This is a genomic window from Sulfurimonas sp., assembly GCF_023229025.1.
GTDB lineage: Bacteria > Campylobacterota > Campylobacteria > Campylobacterales > Sulfurimonadaceae > Sulfurimonas.
On sequence record NZ_JALOAA010000012.1, the window covers coordinates 39,786 to 56,920 of the forward strand.

The 17,135-nt window shown below is 37.1% G+C and carries 15 protein-coding genes and 1 tRNA gene; 1 reads left to right on the forward strand and 15 read right to left on the reverse strand.

Annotation, left to right across the window (positions count from 1 at the left end; genetic code table 11):
* Window positions 1-9: 9 nt before the first annotated feature.
* The 5 genes from napH to M0Q20_RS04535 all read right to left on the reverse strand — a co-directional run bounded on the left by napH (window position 10) and on the right by M0Q20_RS04535 (window position 6,366).
* Window positions 10-822 carry a quinol dehydrogenase ferredoxin subunit NapH gene (napH, locus tag M0Q20_RS04515; protein WP_295058978.1) on the reverse strand — a complete coding sequence of 271 codons (813 nt, stop codon included), beginning with the start codon at window positions 820-822 and terminating at the stop codon, window positions 10-12.
* Entirely contained in the window at window positions 822-1,613 is a 792-nt protein-coding gene (napG, locus tag M0Q20_RS04520; protein ID WP_295058979.1) for a ferredoxin-type protein NapG, read from the reverse strand. Before napG ends, napH begins: the two co-directional genes overlap by 1 nt.
* Before the next feature lie 43 nt (window positions 1,614-1,656).
* The gene (napA, locus tag M0Q20_RS04525; RefSeq protein ID WP_295058980.1) at window positions 1,657-4,476 is read right to left on the reverse strand and encodes a nitrate reductase catalytic subunit NapA; all 2,820 of its coding nucleotides are present in this window, start codon (window positions 4,474-4,476) and stop codon (window positions 1,657-1,659) included.
* 211 nt (window positions 4,477-4,687) lie between these two features.
* Window positions 4,688-5,698, reverse strand: a complete 1,011-nt coding sequence (locus tag M0Q20_RS04530) for a type IV pili methyl-accepting chemotaxis transducer N-terminal domain-containing protein (RefSeq protein WP_295058981.1) — start codon at window positions 5,696-5,698, stop codon at window positions 4,688-4,690.
* Between the two features lie 8 nt (window positions 5,699-5,706).
* Window positions 5,707-6,366 carry a Crp/Fnr family transcriptional regulator gene (locus M0Q20_RS04535; protein ID WP_295058982.1) on the reverse strand — a complete coding sequence of 220 codons (660 nt, stop codon included), beginning with the start codon at window positions 6,364-6,366 and terminating at the stop codon, window positions 5,707-5,709.
* A gap of 398 nt (window positions 6,367-6,764) precedes the next feature.
* Here M0Q20_RS04535 and M0Q20_RS04540 point away from each other — a divergent pair, with 398 nt between their 5' ends.
* Window positions 6,765-7,454 (forward strand): cytochrome c3 family protein, encoded by a 690-nt coding sequence (locus M0Q20_RS04540; protein WP_295058983.1) that lies wholly within the window; start codon window positions 6,765-6,767, stop codon window positions 7,452-7,454.
* 38 nt (window positions 7,455-7,492) lie between these two features.
* Here the strand turns inward: M0Q20_RS04540 and M0Q20_RS04545 are convergent.
* The 10 genes from M0Q20_RS04545 to M0Q20_RS04590 all read right to left on the reverse strand — a co-directional run.
* Window positions 7,493-7,567 (reverse strand) — tRNA-Asn (locus M0Q20_RS04545).
* Between the two features lie 61 nt (window positions 7,568-7,628).
* The gene (locus tag M0Q20_RS04550; protein WP_295058984.1) at window positions 7,629-8,561 is read right to left on the reverse strand and encodes a radical SAM protein; all 933 of its coding nucleotides are present in this window, start codon (window positions 8,559-8,561) and stop codon (window positions 7,629-7,631) included.
* Window positions 8,562-9,593, reverse strand: a complete 1,032-nt coding sequence (hemE, locus tag M0Q20_RS04555; protein WP_295058985.1) for a uroporphyrinogen decarboxylase — start codon at window positions 9,591-9,593, stop codon at window positions 8,562-8,564.
* Between the two features lie 32 nt (window positions 9,594-9,625).
* Window positions 9,626-10,144, reverse strand: coding sequence for a YqhA family protein (locus tag M0Q20_RS04560; protein WP_295058986.1), 519 nt, complete (start codon window positions 10,142-10,144; stop codon window positions 9,626-9,628).
* A gap of 1 nt (window position 10,145) precedes the next feature.
* The gene (locus M0Q20_RS04565; protein ID WP_295058987.1) at window positions 10,146-11,180 is read right to left on the reverse strand and encodes an aspartate-semialdehyde dehydrogenase; all 1,035 of its coding nucleotides are present in this window, start codon (window positions 11,178-11,180) and stop codon (window positions 10,146-10,148) included.
* 9 nt (window positions 11,181-11,189) lie between these two features.
* Window positions 11,190-12,482 carry a sigma-54 dependent transcriptional regulator gene (locus M0Q20_RS04570; RefSeq protein WP_295058988.1) on the reverse strand — a complete coding sequence of 431 codons (1,293 nt, stop codon included), beginning with the start codon at window positions 12,480-12,482 and terminating at the stop codon, window positions 11,190-11,192.
* 34 nt (window positions 12,483-12,516) lie between these two features.
* Window positions 12,517-12,927, reverse strand: a complete 411-nt coding sequence (locus M0Q20_RS04575) for a hypothetical protein (protein WP_295058989.1) — start codon at window positions 12,925-12,927, stop codon at window positions 12,517-12,519.
* Window positions 12,876-13,472 (reverse strand): LPP20 family lipoprotein, encoded by a 597-nt coding sequence (locus M0Q20_RS04580; protein WP_295058990.1) that lies wholly within the window; start codon window positions 13,470-13,472, stop codon window positions 12,876-12,878. Before M0Q20_RS04580 ends, M0Q20_RS04575 begins: the two co-directional genes overlap by 52 nt.
* Window positions 13,473-13,530: 58 nt before the next feature.
* Entirely contained in the window at window positions 13,531-16,002 is a 2,472-nt protein-coding gene (gyrA, locus tag M0Q20_RS04585; RefSeq protein ID WP_295058991.1) for a DNA gyrase subunit A, read from the reverse strand.
* A 241-nt stretch (window positions 16,003-16,243) separates the two neighbouring features.
* On the reverse strand, window positions 16,244-17,135 hold an 892-nt coding region (locus M0Q20_RS04590), incomplete at its 5' end, for a porin (protein WP_295058992.1).

Genomic DNA, 17,135 nt, shown 5'->3' on the forward strand with positions numbered 1-17,135 from the left:
CCCACTTTTTTATTTTTTACTAAACTCTCTTATTGAAAAACCAAGAGCATTGTCATCGCACACCTCTATACATCTTGCGCAGTTTGTACACTCGCCCGAAAGGACAGGAATACTCTCCTTGCCTACCATATAAAGCACTTGCTGCTCTGGGCATACAACTTTACACTTCATGCACTCGGTGCAGTTCTCCTCGGTATGCTTTACTCTTATCAAACTAAACTTGCCTACAAGGGAATAAAATCCGCCAAGCGGGCAAATATGTCCGCACCAGCCATTTTTTAATACCAAAAGGTCAAAAAGAAAAATGATGAGTACTGCCGCCCATCCAAAACCAAAACCAAATATGATACCTCTGTGAAGTATAGATATTGGCGATATAAACTCAAATGCAGCAATTCCCATAAGAAAAGAGATAATGAAGCTAAGTGCTAAAACCCAGTATCGCATATTTCGCGAAGCCGGTTGTCTTTTAGCAAACTCATCAACTCCTATTTTTCTTCTTAAAAGTGCCGCTGCATCTGTTACTAGGTTTATAGGACATACCCAGCTACAAAATGCACGCCCGCCTATTACTAAGTAAAACATAGTAATTATTAAAGCGCCTATGATTATATCCGTTGCCAATACGGCACCGGCTACTAACATTTGTAGCACTGCATATGGATCGCTCAAAGGGATAAATTCAAACAAAACTGAAGAGCTTAGATTGCCCATCAATATGCTCCATCCCCAAGCATTGGCTCCAAAATACAGAAATAACAAACCTATCTGAGTCGTTCTTCTAAATAGAAGATAGCGATATTTATTCCAAATCATACTCATTAGTATAAATCCTCCATCGAACTATTTAGAGAATCAATAGCTTTTTCTTTACTAATTTCAGTTGTCTCTTTTTTTGATGAGACATCTTCTAGACGTTTCTCATCAGTCTTATCCCAACCTTTAATGTAGTAACTGCCGGCTTTACCCATAGCCACTTCACGAGGTAGTACAAATATAGAGGCTTTATCTGTTACGCATGCCTTTTCGCAAAGCCCACAGCCGGTACATGCATCAGCATGAACAAGAGGCGTTAGATATGCATGCTTTCCTGTTCTTTCATTTTTGCTGTACTCAACTGTTATAGCCTCACCTAAAATAGGACATGCTCTGTAGCACGCATCACACTGAATTCCCCAAAAAGCAATACAGGTCTCTCTGTCAATAACGGCAAGCCCCATCTCAGCTATATTTATATCAAGTTTGCCATCTGTAGTAACACTTGACTCATCTAGTGCCCCGGTAGGACATACCGGCACACACGGGATGTCTGGACACATATAACAAGGAATATCTCTAGGAATAAAATATGGAGTTCCCAAAGGTTTGTTGTCACCAGGTTTTGCAAGCAGTAGAGTATCATAAGGGCATGCTTCAACACATAACCCGCATTTAATACAAGTACGAAGAAAATCATCTTCATCAATAGCACCGGGCGGACGCAAAATAAGCTGTGAAGCCGTGACTTCATCAACGTATGCGCTCCATATGAACCCGCCGAGTGCAGTTATACCTGCACCTCTTGCCATTCTTAGGATAAATTTCCTTCTGTCATTCTCTGTTTTGCTTCTCATCTCTATAGGCAGTTTTTTTTAATAAAACCGCCTCTCCTTTTTATTATGCTTTATAGACTTTAACAGCACACTTTTTAAAGTCTGTCTGTTTTGACATAGGACATGTTGCATCTAAACATACTTTATTGATAAAGACCTTCTCATCAAACCAAGGCACAAATACCAATCCTCGCGGAGGTCTATTTCTTCCTCTTGTCTCAACTCTAGCTTTTACTTTGCCACGACGAGACTCTACCCAGCATAAACCACCCTGTTTAAGATCTTTATCCTCAGCATCTTGCGGATGCATATAACATAATGCCTCAGGCACTGCACGATAAAGTTCAGGCACGCGCATAGTCATAGTTCCTGAGTGCCAGTGCTCAAGCACACGACCCGTACACAACCAAGTGTCATATTTCTCATCAGGTATCTCCGGTGCATCCATGTAAGGACGTGCAAATATCTTAGCCTTATTAGCCAATGATTTTTTATCCTTATCTTTAACACCTTTTAAGTCTCCAAATGGAAGCGCTTTTGCAATTGTTCCGTAGAATGCGTGTGAATTGCCACTCTCTTTTGTAGCTTTTGCAGCATATGGGTCATATTTTGCATTAAATCTCCACTGAGTCTCTTTGCCGTCAACAACAGGCCATTTAAGACCACGAACTTTATGATACATATCAAAAGGTGCAAGGTCGTGACCATGACCGCGAGTAAATGCCGCATACTCTTCAAATAGATACTTTTGGATAAAGAAGCCGTAACCTTTAAATACTTTCCCATCACTTCCTACAACATTTCTGCTGTCTCCATATCCTTCTGAATTGTCGTACCCTTTTTGAATAGGATCATTTTGGTCAAGTTTGTAAGATTTTGCAATTTCGTTTGCAAACAGTATCTCATACATAGTAGTATCTTCACTGTACCCCATTGCCTTTGCTTGTTCTATAACACTTGGGAGTGCTTCTGTTCTTGGACCGCTCGGTGCCCACTCTCCCCATACATCTTTGACCGTGAATCTTTTTGATAACTCGACCCACTGCCATGTGTCACTCATCGCATCTCCGACTGGAATGACTTGCTGTCTCCAGTGTTGTGTACGGCGCTCTGCATTACCGTATGCTCCCCACTTCTCATAAATCATAGCAGATGGAAGGATAAGGTCTGAGACTTTTGCAGAAATACCTGGATATCCATCAGAAGTTACTATGAAGTTATCCATCTCGCGTGCTGCTTTAATCCAGTGAGTTGCACTTGCCGTGTCTTGATAAGGGTTACAAACATTTACCCATGCAAATTTTATTAAGCCATCTTCAATATCACGATGTATTTTCATGATGTGTTGTTTACCAACAGGGTTGATTGTTCCCTCCGGAACCATCCATTTATGCTCTGCAATTTTTCTGTGCTCAGGGTTTGCAACCATCATATCTGCTGGAAGTCTGTGAGTAAATGTACCGACTTCACGTGCAGTTCCACACGCTGAAGGTTGACCGGTTAAAGAGAACGCTCCGGAACCGGGAACAGCTTGCTTATTTAACATAAAGTGAACATTATATGAAAGCGTATTTACCCAAGTACCTCGGGTGTGCTGATTCATACCCATAGTCCAAAAAGATACTACTTTTCTATTTTTTTCTATATAAAGATTTGCTAAAGCTTGAAGCTTTTCTTTGAAAGTCTCCATATTCTCATCAGGATTACCTCTTGAGATAGCTGCCGTGTACTCAAGCGTGTAAGGCTCTAACGACTTTTTATAATCCTCAAAAGATATCTCCCAGTGACCAAGCGTACCGGCAGTATGTTCCATCGTATCACCAGCTTTATAACCATAAGGCTCTAGGGCAGGGCCCTCTTTGTTTGATACTACCTTGCTCATCTCTTTAGAGATAGTTTCCATCTCTAGAGCCGTATACTTGCCCTCTTTTAGTGATTTTTCTCCATCTCTTCTCATGCCGTAGCCAATATTTACCGGTCCAGCTGCAAAAATCATATGTTTTTTAATGAAGTCCCAGTCAATAATACCTTCTGCTTCATCTCTCATGACAATCTCTCTAGCGATATAGTTCCAGATAGCTCCATCTGTATTTGGCGAGAAAATAATCTCAATATCTGCTAAATCTGATGTTCTATGAGTGTAAGTTTGTATTGAGACAACTTTTACACGATCTGGATCTGATAATTTTCTATCTGTTACACGAGACCAAAGAATCGGGTGCATCTCTGCCATATTTGAACCCCAAGCTACAATTGTATCTGTAAGTTCAATATCATCGTAACAACCTGACGGCTCATCTACACCAAAAGTTTGATAAAAACCAACAACCGCAGATGCCATACAGTGACGAGCATTTGGATCAAATGCATTTGATCTAAATCCAGCTTTCATCATTTTTTGAGCTGCATAACCCTCCATAATCGTATATTGTCCCGATGCAAATATACCTACAGATTCAGGTCCGCCATGTTTTAGTGCCTTTTTGATGTTTACTTCCATCTCATCAAATGCTCTTTTCCAAGAAATTGGGGCAAATTTGCCTTTTTTGTCGAAGTTACCGTTAGCATCAACCCTAAGAAGCGGTTGAGTAAGTCTATCCGCACCATACATTATCTTTGCATTAAAGTAACCTTTAATACAGTTAAGACCACGGTTTACCGGTGCAGCCGGATCCCCTTTTACAGCAACGATTTTACCGTTTTTCGTTGCCATCATAATACCACAACCCGTACCGCAGAAACGACAAGCCGCCTTGTCCCATCTCCAGTCGCCTTCAGCTTCGTTTGCAACTGCTTCTAACTCTGAGGGTACACTCATACCGACAGCCGCCGCTGCAGATGCCGCAGCTGAACTTTTAAGAAATTCTCTTCTTGAAAGTGACATATTTTCTCCTGTTTATAATTTTTAAACGCAATCTACAAGATAAAATTGCATCTAAATTTTTTTGTTAAGGTGTCCATTAACGGAGCTATATTATCACTTTGGAGTAAGTAAAATCTTTGACTTAAGTCAAATAAGTAGTTTTTAGAGTTAAGATTTGATTAATATAATAATTAAATGTAATATAAGTAACACTTAAAATATAGATAAGTTTTTAAGATTTAAGAAGTTGGCAGCTTTTAAGTAGTTCATCTAGCTCTTTTTTAAGATTTGAGAGTCTTTTTGTAGAGTTCATCAACTCTTCAGTCGAGGCTATAGCAATATCTTCGCTGTTGTCTAGATGCTTACAAGCCGATGATTTATCTTTTAAATCGCCTAAAATTGTGTCAAACTCATCGGTTAGCTCTTCTAGTTTTGATGAAGCTTTCTGAGACTGTAGAAGCGCTTCATTTGAGTACTCTACTGCGGAATTTATTTTATTTATAAAACTGTTTATGGTATCACTAACCTCGACAATTTCACTCTCGCTCTCAGCTTCAAGCTCTATTGGAGATAGATTTGATATATCCTCTTTATCTGCAAGCATCTTTGAGTACTGCATAAATGAGTCTACATGTGATTCAATTGATCTTAATTGTAAAAATGAGTAGATAAATATTATAAAAAGCATCACTCCTGCAGAGTATTGAAAAGTTTTAATAAAATTGGTCTTATGTTCACTATGATTTGTATAGAGAGTAACAAGCTTGTCAACATTTTGCAAAAGAACACTATTTTTTTCATAAATTGCATTAATAGTCTCTTTAATCTCTTGCTCTTTTTTAAACTCAGAAGCGCTAAGGAGCTTATAATTTTGAATATCTGCATAGAAATTTTGCCATAGCATCTCTATTTTTTCTAACTGCGTTAATATCTCATGAGTAGATAAGGGTGATATACCCTTACTTTTGCTTCCATGTTTTAAAGTATTTAACCCCTCTATAAATTCCGCACTTGCTTTGTCTGTCTCAGTAAAATCATATATTTTGCTGTACTGTGTGTAAAAAATAGTTTTTGATATCTCTTGAGTTAACATCCTTTGTTTGCCGGCAATGTTTATAATGAGGGCATCTTTGATGTTTTGTTGGGTTAAATTAATTGTTGTTCCAAGCGCTCCGATGACTAATAGTATCAGTAACGCACCAATGACTTTTATTTTTGTGCTAATTTTGTTAAATTTAATCATTATATAAACTACCCTTTAATTATATTGTTTAATTTTTCTGGATTTATAATAATAACATCTGAATTTTCAGTATCTATTATATTATTTCTTTTTAATTTTTTTAGAACTCTAGAGAGAGTCTCAGGCTGAATATGCAACATAAAAGAGATCTCATGTCTTTTAAGAGAATTAAACATCACTAAATCATTTTGCAGTGTAAAAGCAACCTTTGCGGTTGCATCAAAAACAAGCTCCCTGTTTACAACGCAGTGTAACTGTTTTGTTTTTAATAGTATCTCATCTATAAACTCATTATTTAAAATATTTTTAGATAAAAACTCTTTTTTAAACTCTGAAAAATTAACTTCAAGAACAATACTCTCCTCTATAAACTCAGCATTTGAAAAGCAGTGAATAGAGTTGTTTTCAAGTGTTGTAAGCTCTGATATAAGGGAGTTTTTATATATATGATAAAGAAATATTTCATTTGAAAATTTATCTATTTTATAAACTTTTAAAAGACCTGAGACTAAAAAAAATATTCTGTCGTTTATATCGTTTTCATAAAAAAGTATAGAGTTTTTTGGGTAAGTCACAATCTTTGATATATTGTGAATTATATTTAGTTTATCTTCATCAAGTGAGTCAAAAAATGATAATCTTTTTATCAAAGCTAGCTTTTCATCCATAAATATCGTACTACTTTTTAGAGTTATTTTATATGCAGTTGTTTAAATGTAAACAAATTATGTCGGCTATTTTATCATAAATAAAATAAAGTTGTTTTGTAGCTAAATAGTACTATTAATTAAAATAACTTTTTTGTGATATGAAAAAAAATATTATCACAAATAAATTTTGCTTTTATATACTAATCTATTATATTTTATTATAATAGAAATAATTATAATATTTTTTAAATAGCTTATACCCTCCTATAATAGGTAGGAATAAGAGAAAATAGAGTGTTTTATATTGATAAATATATATAATTTAACAAATATTGCTTTAAGAATATAATATTATAATATTAAGTTAAAATATTATATGTTGTTATATACATACTCTTGTAAAGGTTTTTGAAGTTATGAAAAATTGTAAATTTACTCTACTGTTATTTATATATATTTTTTGTAGCGGCTCCATTTATGCTGCAAGTGTAGTTGGCTCTAAACATGATTTGAGTATGTCAAACTATTACGGTTCTAGTGGAAATGAAAATACAGAAGTTTGTGTTTTTTGTCACACCCCGCACTCATCAAACAATCAAGAGTTAAGCGAGGGTCCTCTATGGAATAGAAAGATAACCGATACATCAGTTTTTGAGATGTATAACGGAACACCGGGCACGCCTTCTCATACATCTATGTTATGTCTAAGCTGTCATGATGGGATTAGCTCTCAGGGGGTAAGTGCAGTCAGCTCATATGATGGTCATAATATTCTTAATCCTCCGGGTTCCGGTGTAGGAGGCTCTTCATCTCCAAACTGTAAGGCTTGCCACCCATTTAGCAGAGGTGAAGCAGGCTTGTTTCCATCAGAAGTGTGGCAAATTGGACCTATTCTATCTGACGATCATCCCGTCTCTATAGACTACAATGATGCTGCAACTGCAAAACCGAGTGAATTTAAAGCTGTTCCGGATTCTGATGTAAAACTATTTGGCGGAAAAGTTGAGTGCGCAACATGTCATGATGTGCATAACCCTGAATATGGACTTTTCTTAAGAAAACCAAATACCGGAAGCTCGGTATGTAATTCGTGTCATATAAAATAAATGTTTTAAAGTTCTTGTTTTAGGGGTTTTAAAAAGGGTGGCTCCGAATACTGGATTCGAACCAGTGGCCAAGTGATTAACAGTCACCTACTCTACCGCTGAGCTAATTCGGAATGTTTGTTTGATAGGTCGGAATTATACTTAATGAGTTTTAAAAAGTCAAGGCTCTGCGCGCTACTTAGCGCGTTTTCTCTTCTCATTTTCATGCAGGATGAAAAACTCTAAATTTCCAGTTTTTTTAATAACTATTTTTGAAGAGCCCAATAGGTTATCTAACTCTTTTTTGCTATCTTCATCAAAGAGCAGATTGATGTCATCTATAGTCAGCGGTCTTTTGTCTAGTGTGTTTAAAATATCTTCACTACTGTAGTATTTATTATTTGGTTCTGCATGTACTCTTGAGGCTATGTGTATAGGCAAAGAAGCATCAAAAAGAAGCGATACGTCATGTAACTCTTTGTAGCTTAGACCGCTTACCTCATAGGCAGGAGGTCTATCTATCGTGCCTAAATCAACTCTACTGACATCTAGTTTCAATAAAACGTCATTTAGCTTTTGTATCTCATCTTCTGTATCGTTTAGCCCATGTACAAAAAGTATCTCAATAAAGAGCTTTCCCTTAAAGGCTTTGCTAAAATCTATCACTTTTTGAACTATATTGTCTATCACGATGCCGACGTGCGGTCTGTCAATTCTCTTAAAAACACTCTCACTTATCGCATCAAGTGAGAGCTTTACTTGGTCTAGTTTTAGAAGTGAGGCAAAAATATTTTCATCTATAAGTGTGGCACTATTTGTGAGTATTAGCGTTTGGGTACTCTTCTTTATCTTGTTTATCTCATCGATCAGCTCATCAAGGTGTGGATAGAGGGTGGGTTCGCCGTTTGCTGTTATAGTTATTACATCTATTTTTTCATTTAAATGCTCTTTTAGTTCAGCTATTATTGTGGATACTTCTACTATGTTTTTTTGTGTATCGGTAGTTGCACTTGGAGCAAGCTCGCAGTAGAGGCAGTCAAAATTACACTGTTTTAGAGCAGGGGAGAGGTCTATGCCCAAAGAAGAACCAAATCTTCTTGAGTTTACTGGGCCAAAAATTGTTTTCAATTACTTTTTACTAACTCTATGACACTCAGATATAAAGTGTTTTGCATTTTCTACGGGGACGTCCGGAAGAATTCCGTGACCGAGGTTAAAGATGTGTCTTTTGCCGCCCATAACACTCTGTAGTGCTTCTACAGACTCTGTTGTTGCCTCTTTTGAGTAGAGTCTGCATGGCTCCATGTTCCCTTGAAGAACATATTTGTCTCCTAGCTTTTCGCGTGCTAGTTCCATTGGAGTTGACCAGTCAACGCCAAATACTTCAAAATTTCCATAAATTTTATCTAAAAATGCAGGTATGCCTTTAGGGAACATGATGATTGGAATATGTGGATATCTCTCTTTTAGATAATCGGCAATCTCTACCATGTATTTCCAAGAGAACTCATCATACTTTGAAGGCTCTATTGCTGCGGCCCATGAGTCAAATATCTGTACAACATCAATGCCGGCTTCAATCTGTTTCTCCATGTAGAGTTTTACGACTTCTGTTATTTTTGCTAAAATCTTGTGCAAAAGCTCAGGATCTGAGTACATCATCTTTTTACAGATATTGTAAGTTTTTGTACCTTCTCCCTCTATCATGTAAGTTGCAAGCGTCCATGGTGCACCGGCAAAGCCTATTAGGGCCTTATCATCAGCAAGTTGTTCTTTTATAAGCTTAATCGTATCATAAACATAAGTTAATTTTGATGCAGCTTCTTCCCCACCTATTAGCCTATCTATATCAGCTTCTGTTTTTATAGGGTCTTTGAATTTCGGTCCTTCCCCTTTTACAAACTCTAAATCCATTCCCATCTCATCAGGAATAACCAATATATCGCTAAAAAGTATAGCCGCATCAACACCAACAATATCAACAGGTTGAAGCGTTACTTCGCATGCTTTTTTTGGATCATGACAAAGGTTTAAGAAGTTCCCTGCTTCTGCACGAACTTTCATATACTCTGGAAGATAACGACCAGCTTGCCTCATCATCCAAACAGGAGTGTATGGAGTCTCTTTCCCAAAACATGCGTCTACAAATATTTTACTCATTGATTGCCTTTAAATAACTTATTTTTATATTATTAATACTTCTTTCCGACTTTACTTAAAAAGTAAAGCCCAACTGCAACAGCAGTTATGGATAGCGCTAAGTATAACATATCTAGCGCTCCATTATATTGCGTATGACCAACTTTTTGAAAAAAGCCCACAACTAAAACCATAACTATGACTTTTGAGATTTTATCTTTTAGTTGATCTAGTGAATGAATTGCTAAAAGTTGTGACTCATCATGCTTTGACTTTTTTGCAGTATCTATCTCTGAGATGAAGAGCTCATACAGACCAAAAGCAAAAAGTAGCATAACTACGCCTATCAGGTAGAGATCGACTGCACCTATAATACCGCCTACGATATCTCCATGAAAATGTTCAGGGTGCTCATGATTTGCATATGTTTTAAAAATATATTTTGCCGTGTCATATATATCAAAGCTTGCGACTATAAAAAGTAAAATAGCACCTATCAAACCAAATACAACGGCTAAAATAACTATAAATCTTGAGTTCCACAGTGCCTTTTCAAAAAGTTTCTCTAACATTTTATTTTTTCTCTTCCATCTCTACCCATTTTTGTGCAATTCTAACTGCATTTGTAGCAGCACCTACTCTTAGATTATCGGCAACTATAAAGAGGTGAAGCATATTTTTTGAGAAGATATCGCCTCTAATACGCCCAACAAATGTCTCATTCTTTCCTAAAGATGTCACAGGCATCGGGTATATAGAGTTCTTAGTATCGTCTAGAACAACAATATTTGAAGCTTTTTTAAGAGTATCTCTTGCTTCATCTGCATTAACTTCAGTCTCAAAGGTAAGAGTAAGAGCCTCTGCATGACCGCGAAGAGTCGGAACGCGGACACAAGTAGCACTTAGAGGAATCTCTCTATTCATGATTTTAGTAGTTTCATTTACCATCTTCATCTCCTCTTTTGTGTAGCCATTTTCTAAAAAAACATCTATCTGCGGAATTACGTTTAGAGCAATTTGGTGCTTAAATGCTTTATGCTGGCTATCTTCTAATTTAAATGAGAAGAAATCTTTCATCTGATTAACCAACTCCTCCATAGCATTTTTTCCGGCACCGGAAGTCGCTTGATATGTGCTAACGTCAACTCTTGTAAGAGTGTATGCATCATCAAGGGGCTTTAGAGCTTGAACCATCTGAATTGTTGAGCAGTTTGGATTTGCAATAATTCCTGATTTTTTCCACTTTGCAATATCCTCGGGATTTACTTCAGGAACAACAAGGGGGATATCTTCATCCATCCTAAAGTGGGAAGTGTTATCTATTACAACTGCTCCCGCTTTTACTGCAAAAGAAGCAAATTGTGCGCTAATACTCCCACCTGCCGAAAAGAGAGCGATTTCGATATCCTCCTCTTCAAAAACAGAATTAGTCAACTCTTTGATTGCTATCTCTTTGTTACCATACTCTACATATTTGCCTAAACTTCTAGAACTTGCTAGTGGTACAAGTTTGTTGATTGGAAAAGATACTTCATGCAAAACTGCTAATATCTCCTCCCCGACTGCTCCGTTTGCTCCTACTACCGCTACATTATATTTTTTTGACATCTCCACTCCTTATAGTTCATAACTTCTTATTTTTTTCTCTAGATTTGTCTTGCTAAGACCAAGCGTTTTAGATGCTTTGTCAATATCTCCGTCTGTTGAGGATAGAACTTCTTGAATCAGCTCTTTTTCCATCTCTGTAATCTCTCTCTTTTTTTCTAATCCTCTATGTTCTAAAAATAGCTCTTGAGGTGTTATCTCATTGCCCTCACTTAATATAACGGCTCTCTCAACTACGGATATTAGCTCTCTTATATTCCCCGGCCAACTGTAAGCTAAGAGCTGCTTTTTAGCTTCGTCTGAAAATACTTTTAACTCAAACTCATATTTTATACAATTTTGCTCCAAAACCTCTTGCGCTATCTCTAATATCTCATCCCTTCTCTCTCTAAGAGGAGGAATATGAAGAGGAATGGTATTTAGACGAAAATATAGATCATTTCTAAACTTACCGTCTCTTATCTTCTCGCCTAAATTTGCATTTGTCGCTGAAATTACTCTAATGTCGACTTTAATATCTTTTGATGAGCCAAGCCTTCTTACCTCTTTCTCTTGAAGTGCACGAAGCAGCTTGGCCTGAACGTCATATGGCATCTCGCCAATCTCATCCAAAAAGAGTGTTCCGCCGTTAGCTAGCTCAAACTGTCCTGCTTTTGCTTGGCTTGCATCGGTAAACGCCCCTTTTTCAAAGCCAAAGAGTTCGCTCTCTATGAGATTATCAGGAATTGCTGCCATGTTGATTGCAACAAATGGCTTTTTTGCTCTTGGAGAGTTGTTGTGGATATAAGAAGCAAATACCTCTTTTCCGACACCGCTCTCACCTAAAAGCAGAATGCTAGCATCAGTTTTAGAAGCTTTATCTGCAAACTTCATAACAGACTCTAGCTCTTTTGAAGAGCCAAAAAAACCGTTATTTGCTTTATTGTTGCTCTTTTTGTGGGTAGCTTTTTTAACTTTTTGTATCTTATCTTCCCTTTTGATTGCATCAACAAGGGTATCCACATCAAAAGGTTTTAGCAAAAAGTCTTTTACCCCGAGGTGAATAGACTCAATGGCTCTTTGAAGAGTTGCATTTCCGGTCATTATTATAACTTCAAATCTGCCGCCAAGTGTTTTTATAAACTCGATACCGTCCATTCCCGGCATATTGATATCTGTAATAACGAGATTAAAACTCTCATCAATGCCTTTTAGTGCATCTTTTGCATTTTTAAATGTTTGAATTTCAAACTCTTTATAGTCGCTCATAGCGATTTCAAGAGATTTTCTCATATTGATATCATCTTCAACTATTGCAATTTTCACTAAAAGCCTTGGAGTTTGGGTTATATAAATACCCTTATTTTAAAGGGGCAATTATAGCGAAATTATCATTAAAATCGACTTTGAAACAAGTTGTTTTAAGCGTCAACACAGTTGTGTAACTATTTTGCAGGTTTGTTGTTTTTTCGTCATGAGAGACGTTGAGCCCTAGCTTATGAATATACTCTATAAACTCTTCAGAATTTTTAGATATAAGTTTTTTTAAACTATCTTCACCGCTATTTTGTAAAATAAACTCTTCTTGGGGATTACCTTGACATTTTGTCATGGCTTTTGAGATAAATAGATTTTCATTGTAAAGAGTGGCATCTTTTACTATATATTTGTAAGAGATGAGATACTCGTCTGCACAGAGTGCAAGCGAGCTAAAGATAACTATTGAGCAAAGTCTGAGTGAGAAATTAAGATTTCCATCTCTACTTCGCATAATCCCTCTTTAAAGGTTGTCTCAACAATATCAGCATTCTTAACCATGGCTTGAACATATGTACGTATTGTAGATCTTTGAACCATCATATTTTTGATAGTATCTTGTCCGTCAATACGAACACCTTTTACTTTTTCTGCAATAGCTCTGTACGCATCAGCGATAGCCGCTCTTTTTGCAAGCGCATATGCTTGAGCGGGAGAGGATGTATTCATAGGCGCAACACCCTGACCGACAACAGAGATATGTATGGTTTTATTTTTTCTTAAAACCTCTTCCGCTGCTGCTGCGGCTGCTAACTCTTCCTCTTTTTCTGCTTTAACAAAAGCTAACTCTTGAGCAATTTTTGCGCTCTCTTTTTTTGCTTCATTTGCTTTAGTAGTAGCTAATGCTGCCTCTGCTTTTGCCTGCGCTACTTCAGCTTTGACTCTTGATAGTTCAGCATTTGTCTGCTCTATAGCAGCAGTATCTACACTCTGAGCTTTATCTGTTGCTAAAAGTGCCGAAGCACTTAACATCAGTGTAATTAAGATGGAATATTTCATTGTTTGTCCCTTGGCATGGTTTTTATAGTGCTATGTTAGCAATTATTATTCCAATTTTTTAGGTAACAAGAGAGTCATCATCTTCCTCTTCTTCGATTGGCTGTTTTGGGCAACGCGAAACATTTGCTACATCATCACCTTTTACTATATATACGCCACTTGTATTTCTACTTGACTTGGAGATAGTTTGCATATCTACTCTTATCATTTTCCCTGCTTTTGTAAGTGCCATCATGTCCATATTTTCATCAACCATAAGACATCCTACTACATATTTTCCTGTTTTTGGAGTCATTTTCATAGCGATAACACCACTTCCGCCACGGTTAGTTAAGCGGTACTCTCCGGCATCAGTTCGCTTGCCGATACCTTTTTCACTAACTATTAAAATCTCTTCTTCATCACTTGCGATAATGTTAGCATCAACTACTTCATCAGAGGCATGTTTAAACTTGATACCTCTGACTCCTCTTGTGTTTCTTCCCTGATCACGAGTCTTCTCTATAGAGAATTTTATACACTGTGCAAGTTTTGTTACAATAAAGAGGTATTTTATACTTTTATCCGCAATTTTAGCTGTAATAATAGAGTCATCATCATCAAGACTTATAGCTCTAACACCGTTACTTCTGATATTTGAGAATTCGCTTAAGTTTGTTCTCTTTACAACACCTTTTTTAGTAAAAAATACAAGAGATTTCTCTTCACTAAAGTCTGTTGTAGGGTTGATAGACTGAATCTGTTCATCTGCAACTAGGTTAAGCAGGTTTACAACTGCCTTACCTTTTGCAGTTCTACTCCCCTCAGGGATTTTATACACTTTTAACCAGTGTAGTTGTCCTCGGTCTGTTACGAAAAGAAGAGTGTCATGCGTATTACATGTAAAGAATCTCTCTATAAAATCATCTTCATAGGTGGTAACTGCGATTTTGCCTTTACCGCCTCTTTTTTGTTTCTCATACTGAGCTAGAGGAACTCTTTTGATGTAACCTCTATGAGTGATAGTTACAACCATAGGCTCATTTGGGATTAAATCTTCGATATCAATATCGTCATAATCATCTTCAATATCTGTTCGTCTCTCATTTGAGCCATAAGTAGCCATTACTTCATCAAACTCTTCATCTATAATTCCATGAAGTACTTCTTCGCTTCTTAAAATCGACTCTAAATACTCAATAAGCTTCATTAGTTCAGTTAGTTCATTTTCAATTTTTTCAATCTCTAGACCGGTTAAGCGACCAAGTCTCATTGCGACGATGCTCGAAGCTTGAATCTCACTAAAGTCAAACTCGTTAACTAAGTTGTTTTTTGCATCCTCTTCATTTCCTGAAGCACGAATAACTCTAATTACATCTTCGATAATATCAATGGCTTTTTTAAGACCCTCTAAGATGTGTGCTCTTGCCTTTGCCTTTTCAAGGTCAAAGATAGTGCGGCGGATAATAATAGTTTTACGGTGATTTATAAAGTGTTTTAGTATGTCGATAATACCGAATATTCTAGGTTCTTGATTTAAGATAGAGAGCATGATGATACCGAAAGTTGTCTGCATGCTTGTCTGCTTAAAGAGGTTGTTTAGAACTATTTCACTCATTGCATCTTTTTTAAGCTCAATTACAATGCGGATACCCTCACGGTCTGACTCGTCACGAATCTCTGAGACACCATCAATCATTTTATCTTTTACTAAGTTGGCAATATTTTCAATTAAGCGAGCCTTATTTACCTGATAAGGAAGCTCATCTATTACGATAACGTCTCTGTTACCTTTTTTCTCAATATGAGTCTTTGCACGGACTTTTATGCGTCCACGACCTGTCTCATATGCATCCATAATCCCTTTTTTGCCAAATATCGTTCCGCCCGTTGGAAAGTCCGGAGCTTTGATATGCTCCATTAGTTCAGGGAGTTCGATATCGGGATTTGCCAAAAGTGCTTTTAGTCCCGTCATAACCTCTCTAGGATTGTGCGGAGGTATATTTGTTGCCATACCGACGGCAATTCCAGAGGAACCGTTTATAAGTAAATTTGGTACACGTGTCGGCATAACATCAGGCTCAACGGTAGTACCGTCATAGTTGTCAATCATATTTACGGTATTTTTTTCCAAATCTTTTAGAAGTTCACCTGCATATCTTGTCATCCTAGCTTCCGTATAACGCATAGCAGCAGCATTATCGCCATCAACCGAGCCGAAGTTTCCTTGACCGTCAACTAGTTCCATTCTCATAGAGAAGTCTTGAGCCATACGTACCAGCGCATCATATACCGCTGTATCTCCATGTGGGTGATATTGACCTATAACGTCACCGACGATACGTGCAGATTTTTTATATTTTGCACCGTATGAAAGATTAAGTTTATCCATAGCATAAAGGATTCTTCTATGAACAGGCTTAAGCCCATCACGCACATCAGGGAGCGCACGACCTACAATTACGCTCATGGAGTAGTCAAGATAACTACTCTGAAGAGTCTCCTCAATATTTATGCTCTGTATATTGTCATTGTTTAGCAAGTTTCCCATGTATAACACCTACTCTTTATAAATTGAAAAATTAATTCTATGGATGATACCTTATTGTCGCTTAAGAGTTACGTAAAAGGATTAAAGTTTCTCATCAAGTTTGAGATGGTGTAAAAATGTGTTGCAACTTGATGAGAACTTTAGGAGAGGAAAATAGATGAGTCACTGCAAAGGTGGTGCCTTTGCAGTGATATGTTTAATATCTTGATAACATTTCAGTCATCTTAAGACAACATTTCATTTAAAATGCAACCATTGCCATCAATAGAATATCACCATCTGTGTCTCTATTTGAGTTAGCAGGAGCATTTTTGCTACCACTATATTTAGTGTGCGAGTACTCTAAAACAAAGCGCACATTTTGTGCTCCATAATATTCGACACCACCAGAGATGATTGATTGATCATCAGTAAGATTGAGAGTTTTATCTTTAAACTCACTAGATAAGTAAGCTATTTTTAAGCCTATGTTGTCAATAGGATTTATCTGAGCATCAAATGAGAAACCTGTGTCTTCCATTTTTGAAGCTCCTATTATTCCGCCTGCCGTATACTTATTTTTAATTACCGCAGCTCCTGTAAGCATAAGCGGCATCCCACCGACAGCAGTCTCTATCTGCATATCTATACCGCTAGATTCTCTATCTAATGCATTAGCATCAGAAGCCCAAACTATACCGGTTAACTGACCTTGAGCAGCAGGGTCTATTATATCTCCACCTATATAATATCCACCGGCAGCAATAGTAAAGTCAGCTAAATTAAACTCATAAGCCGCTCTTGCAAAAGTTTTATACCCTTCTGTCTCTACGCTAATAGATTGACCATACCCCGGTACATATTGACCTATAGTTGCGTATAAGCCATGCCCATAATAGTAAGCTTGAGCACCTGAAGCAGATCCGTTACCTACCCCAGCTTTTTGCAAGATGTTTGTTTTATTGCGATTTTCAAACTGACGAATGGGTCTAAATAGACCTGATGAGTAAATTTCTGTTCCTGAAAACACACCTAAAGCATCTGTGTTAAACAGAGTTACGCCAAGACGACCAAGACTAAAAGTGTCTGTAAAAGTCAGTTTACCGCTAAACCCTAATCCTGAACCTTCACTAACATAACTGTTGGCAATAGGA

What these genes read in the sequence shown, in the direction of transcription:
- M0Q20_RS04530 (WP_295058981.1), bottom strand. Translation starts at nt 5,698, where the DNA reads ATGATTAAATTTAACAAAATTAGCACAAAAATAAAAGTCATTGGTGCG.
- M0Q20_RS04575 (WP_295058989.1), bottom strand. Translation starts at nt 12,927, where the DNA reads ATGCGAAGTAGAGATGGAAATCTTAATTTCTCACTCAGACTTTGCTCA.
- hemE (WP_295058985.1), bottom strand. Translation starts at nt 9,593, where the DNA reads ATGAGTAAAATATTTGTAGACGCATGTTTTGGGAAAGAGACTCCATAC.
- napG (WP_295058979.1), bottom strand. Translation starts at nt 1,613, where the DNA reads ATGAGAAGCAAAACAGAGAATGACAGAAGGAAATTTATCCTAAGAATG.
- napA (WP_295058980.1), bottom strand. Translation starts at nt 4,476, where the DNA reads ATGTCACTTTCAAGAAGAGAATTTCTTAAAAGTTCAGCTGCGGCATCT.
- M0Q20_RS04580 (WP_295058990.1), bottom strand. Translation starts at nt 13,472, where the DNA reads ATGAAATATTCCATCTTAATTACACTGATGTTAAGTGCTTCGGCACTT.
- M0Q20_RS04535 (WP_295058982.1), bottom strand. Translation starts at nt 6,366, where the DNA reads ATGGATGAAAAGCTAGCTTTGATAAAAAGATTATCATTTTTTGACTCA.
- napH (WP_295058978.1), bottom strand. Translation starts at nt 822, where the DNA reads ATGAGTATGATTTGGAATAAATATCGCTATCTTCTATTTAGAAGAACG.
- M0Q20_RS04540 (WP_295058983.1), top strand. Translation starts at nt 6,765, where the DNA reads ATGAAAAATTGTAAATTTACTCTACTGTTATTTATATATATTTTTTGT.
- gyrA (WP_295058991.1), bottom strand. Translation starts at nt 16,002, where the DNA reads ATGGGAAACTTGCTAAACAATGACAATATACAGAGCATAAATATTGAG.
- M0Q20_RS04560 (WP_295058986.1), bottom strand. Translation starts at nt 10,144, where the DNA reads ATGTTAGAGAAACTTTTTGAAAAGGCACTGTGGAACTCAAGATTTATA.
- M0Q20_RS04565 (WP_295058987.1), bottom strand. Translation starts at nt 11,180, where the DNA reads ATGTCAAAAAAATATAATGTAGCGGTAGTAGGAGCAAACGGAGCAGTC.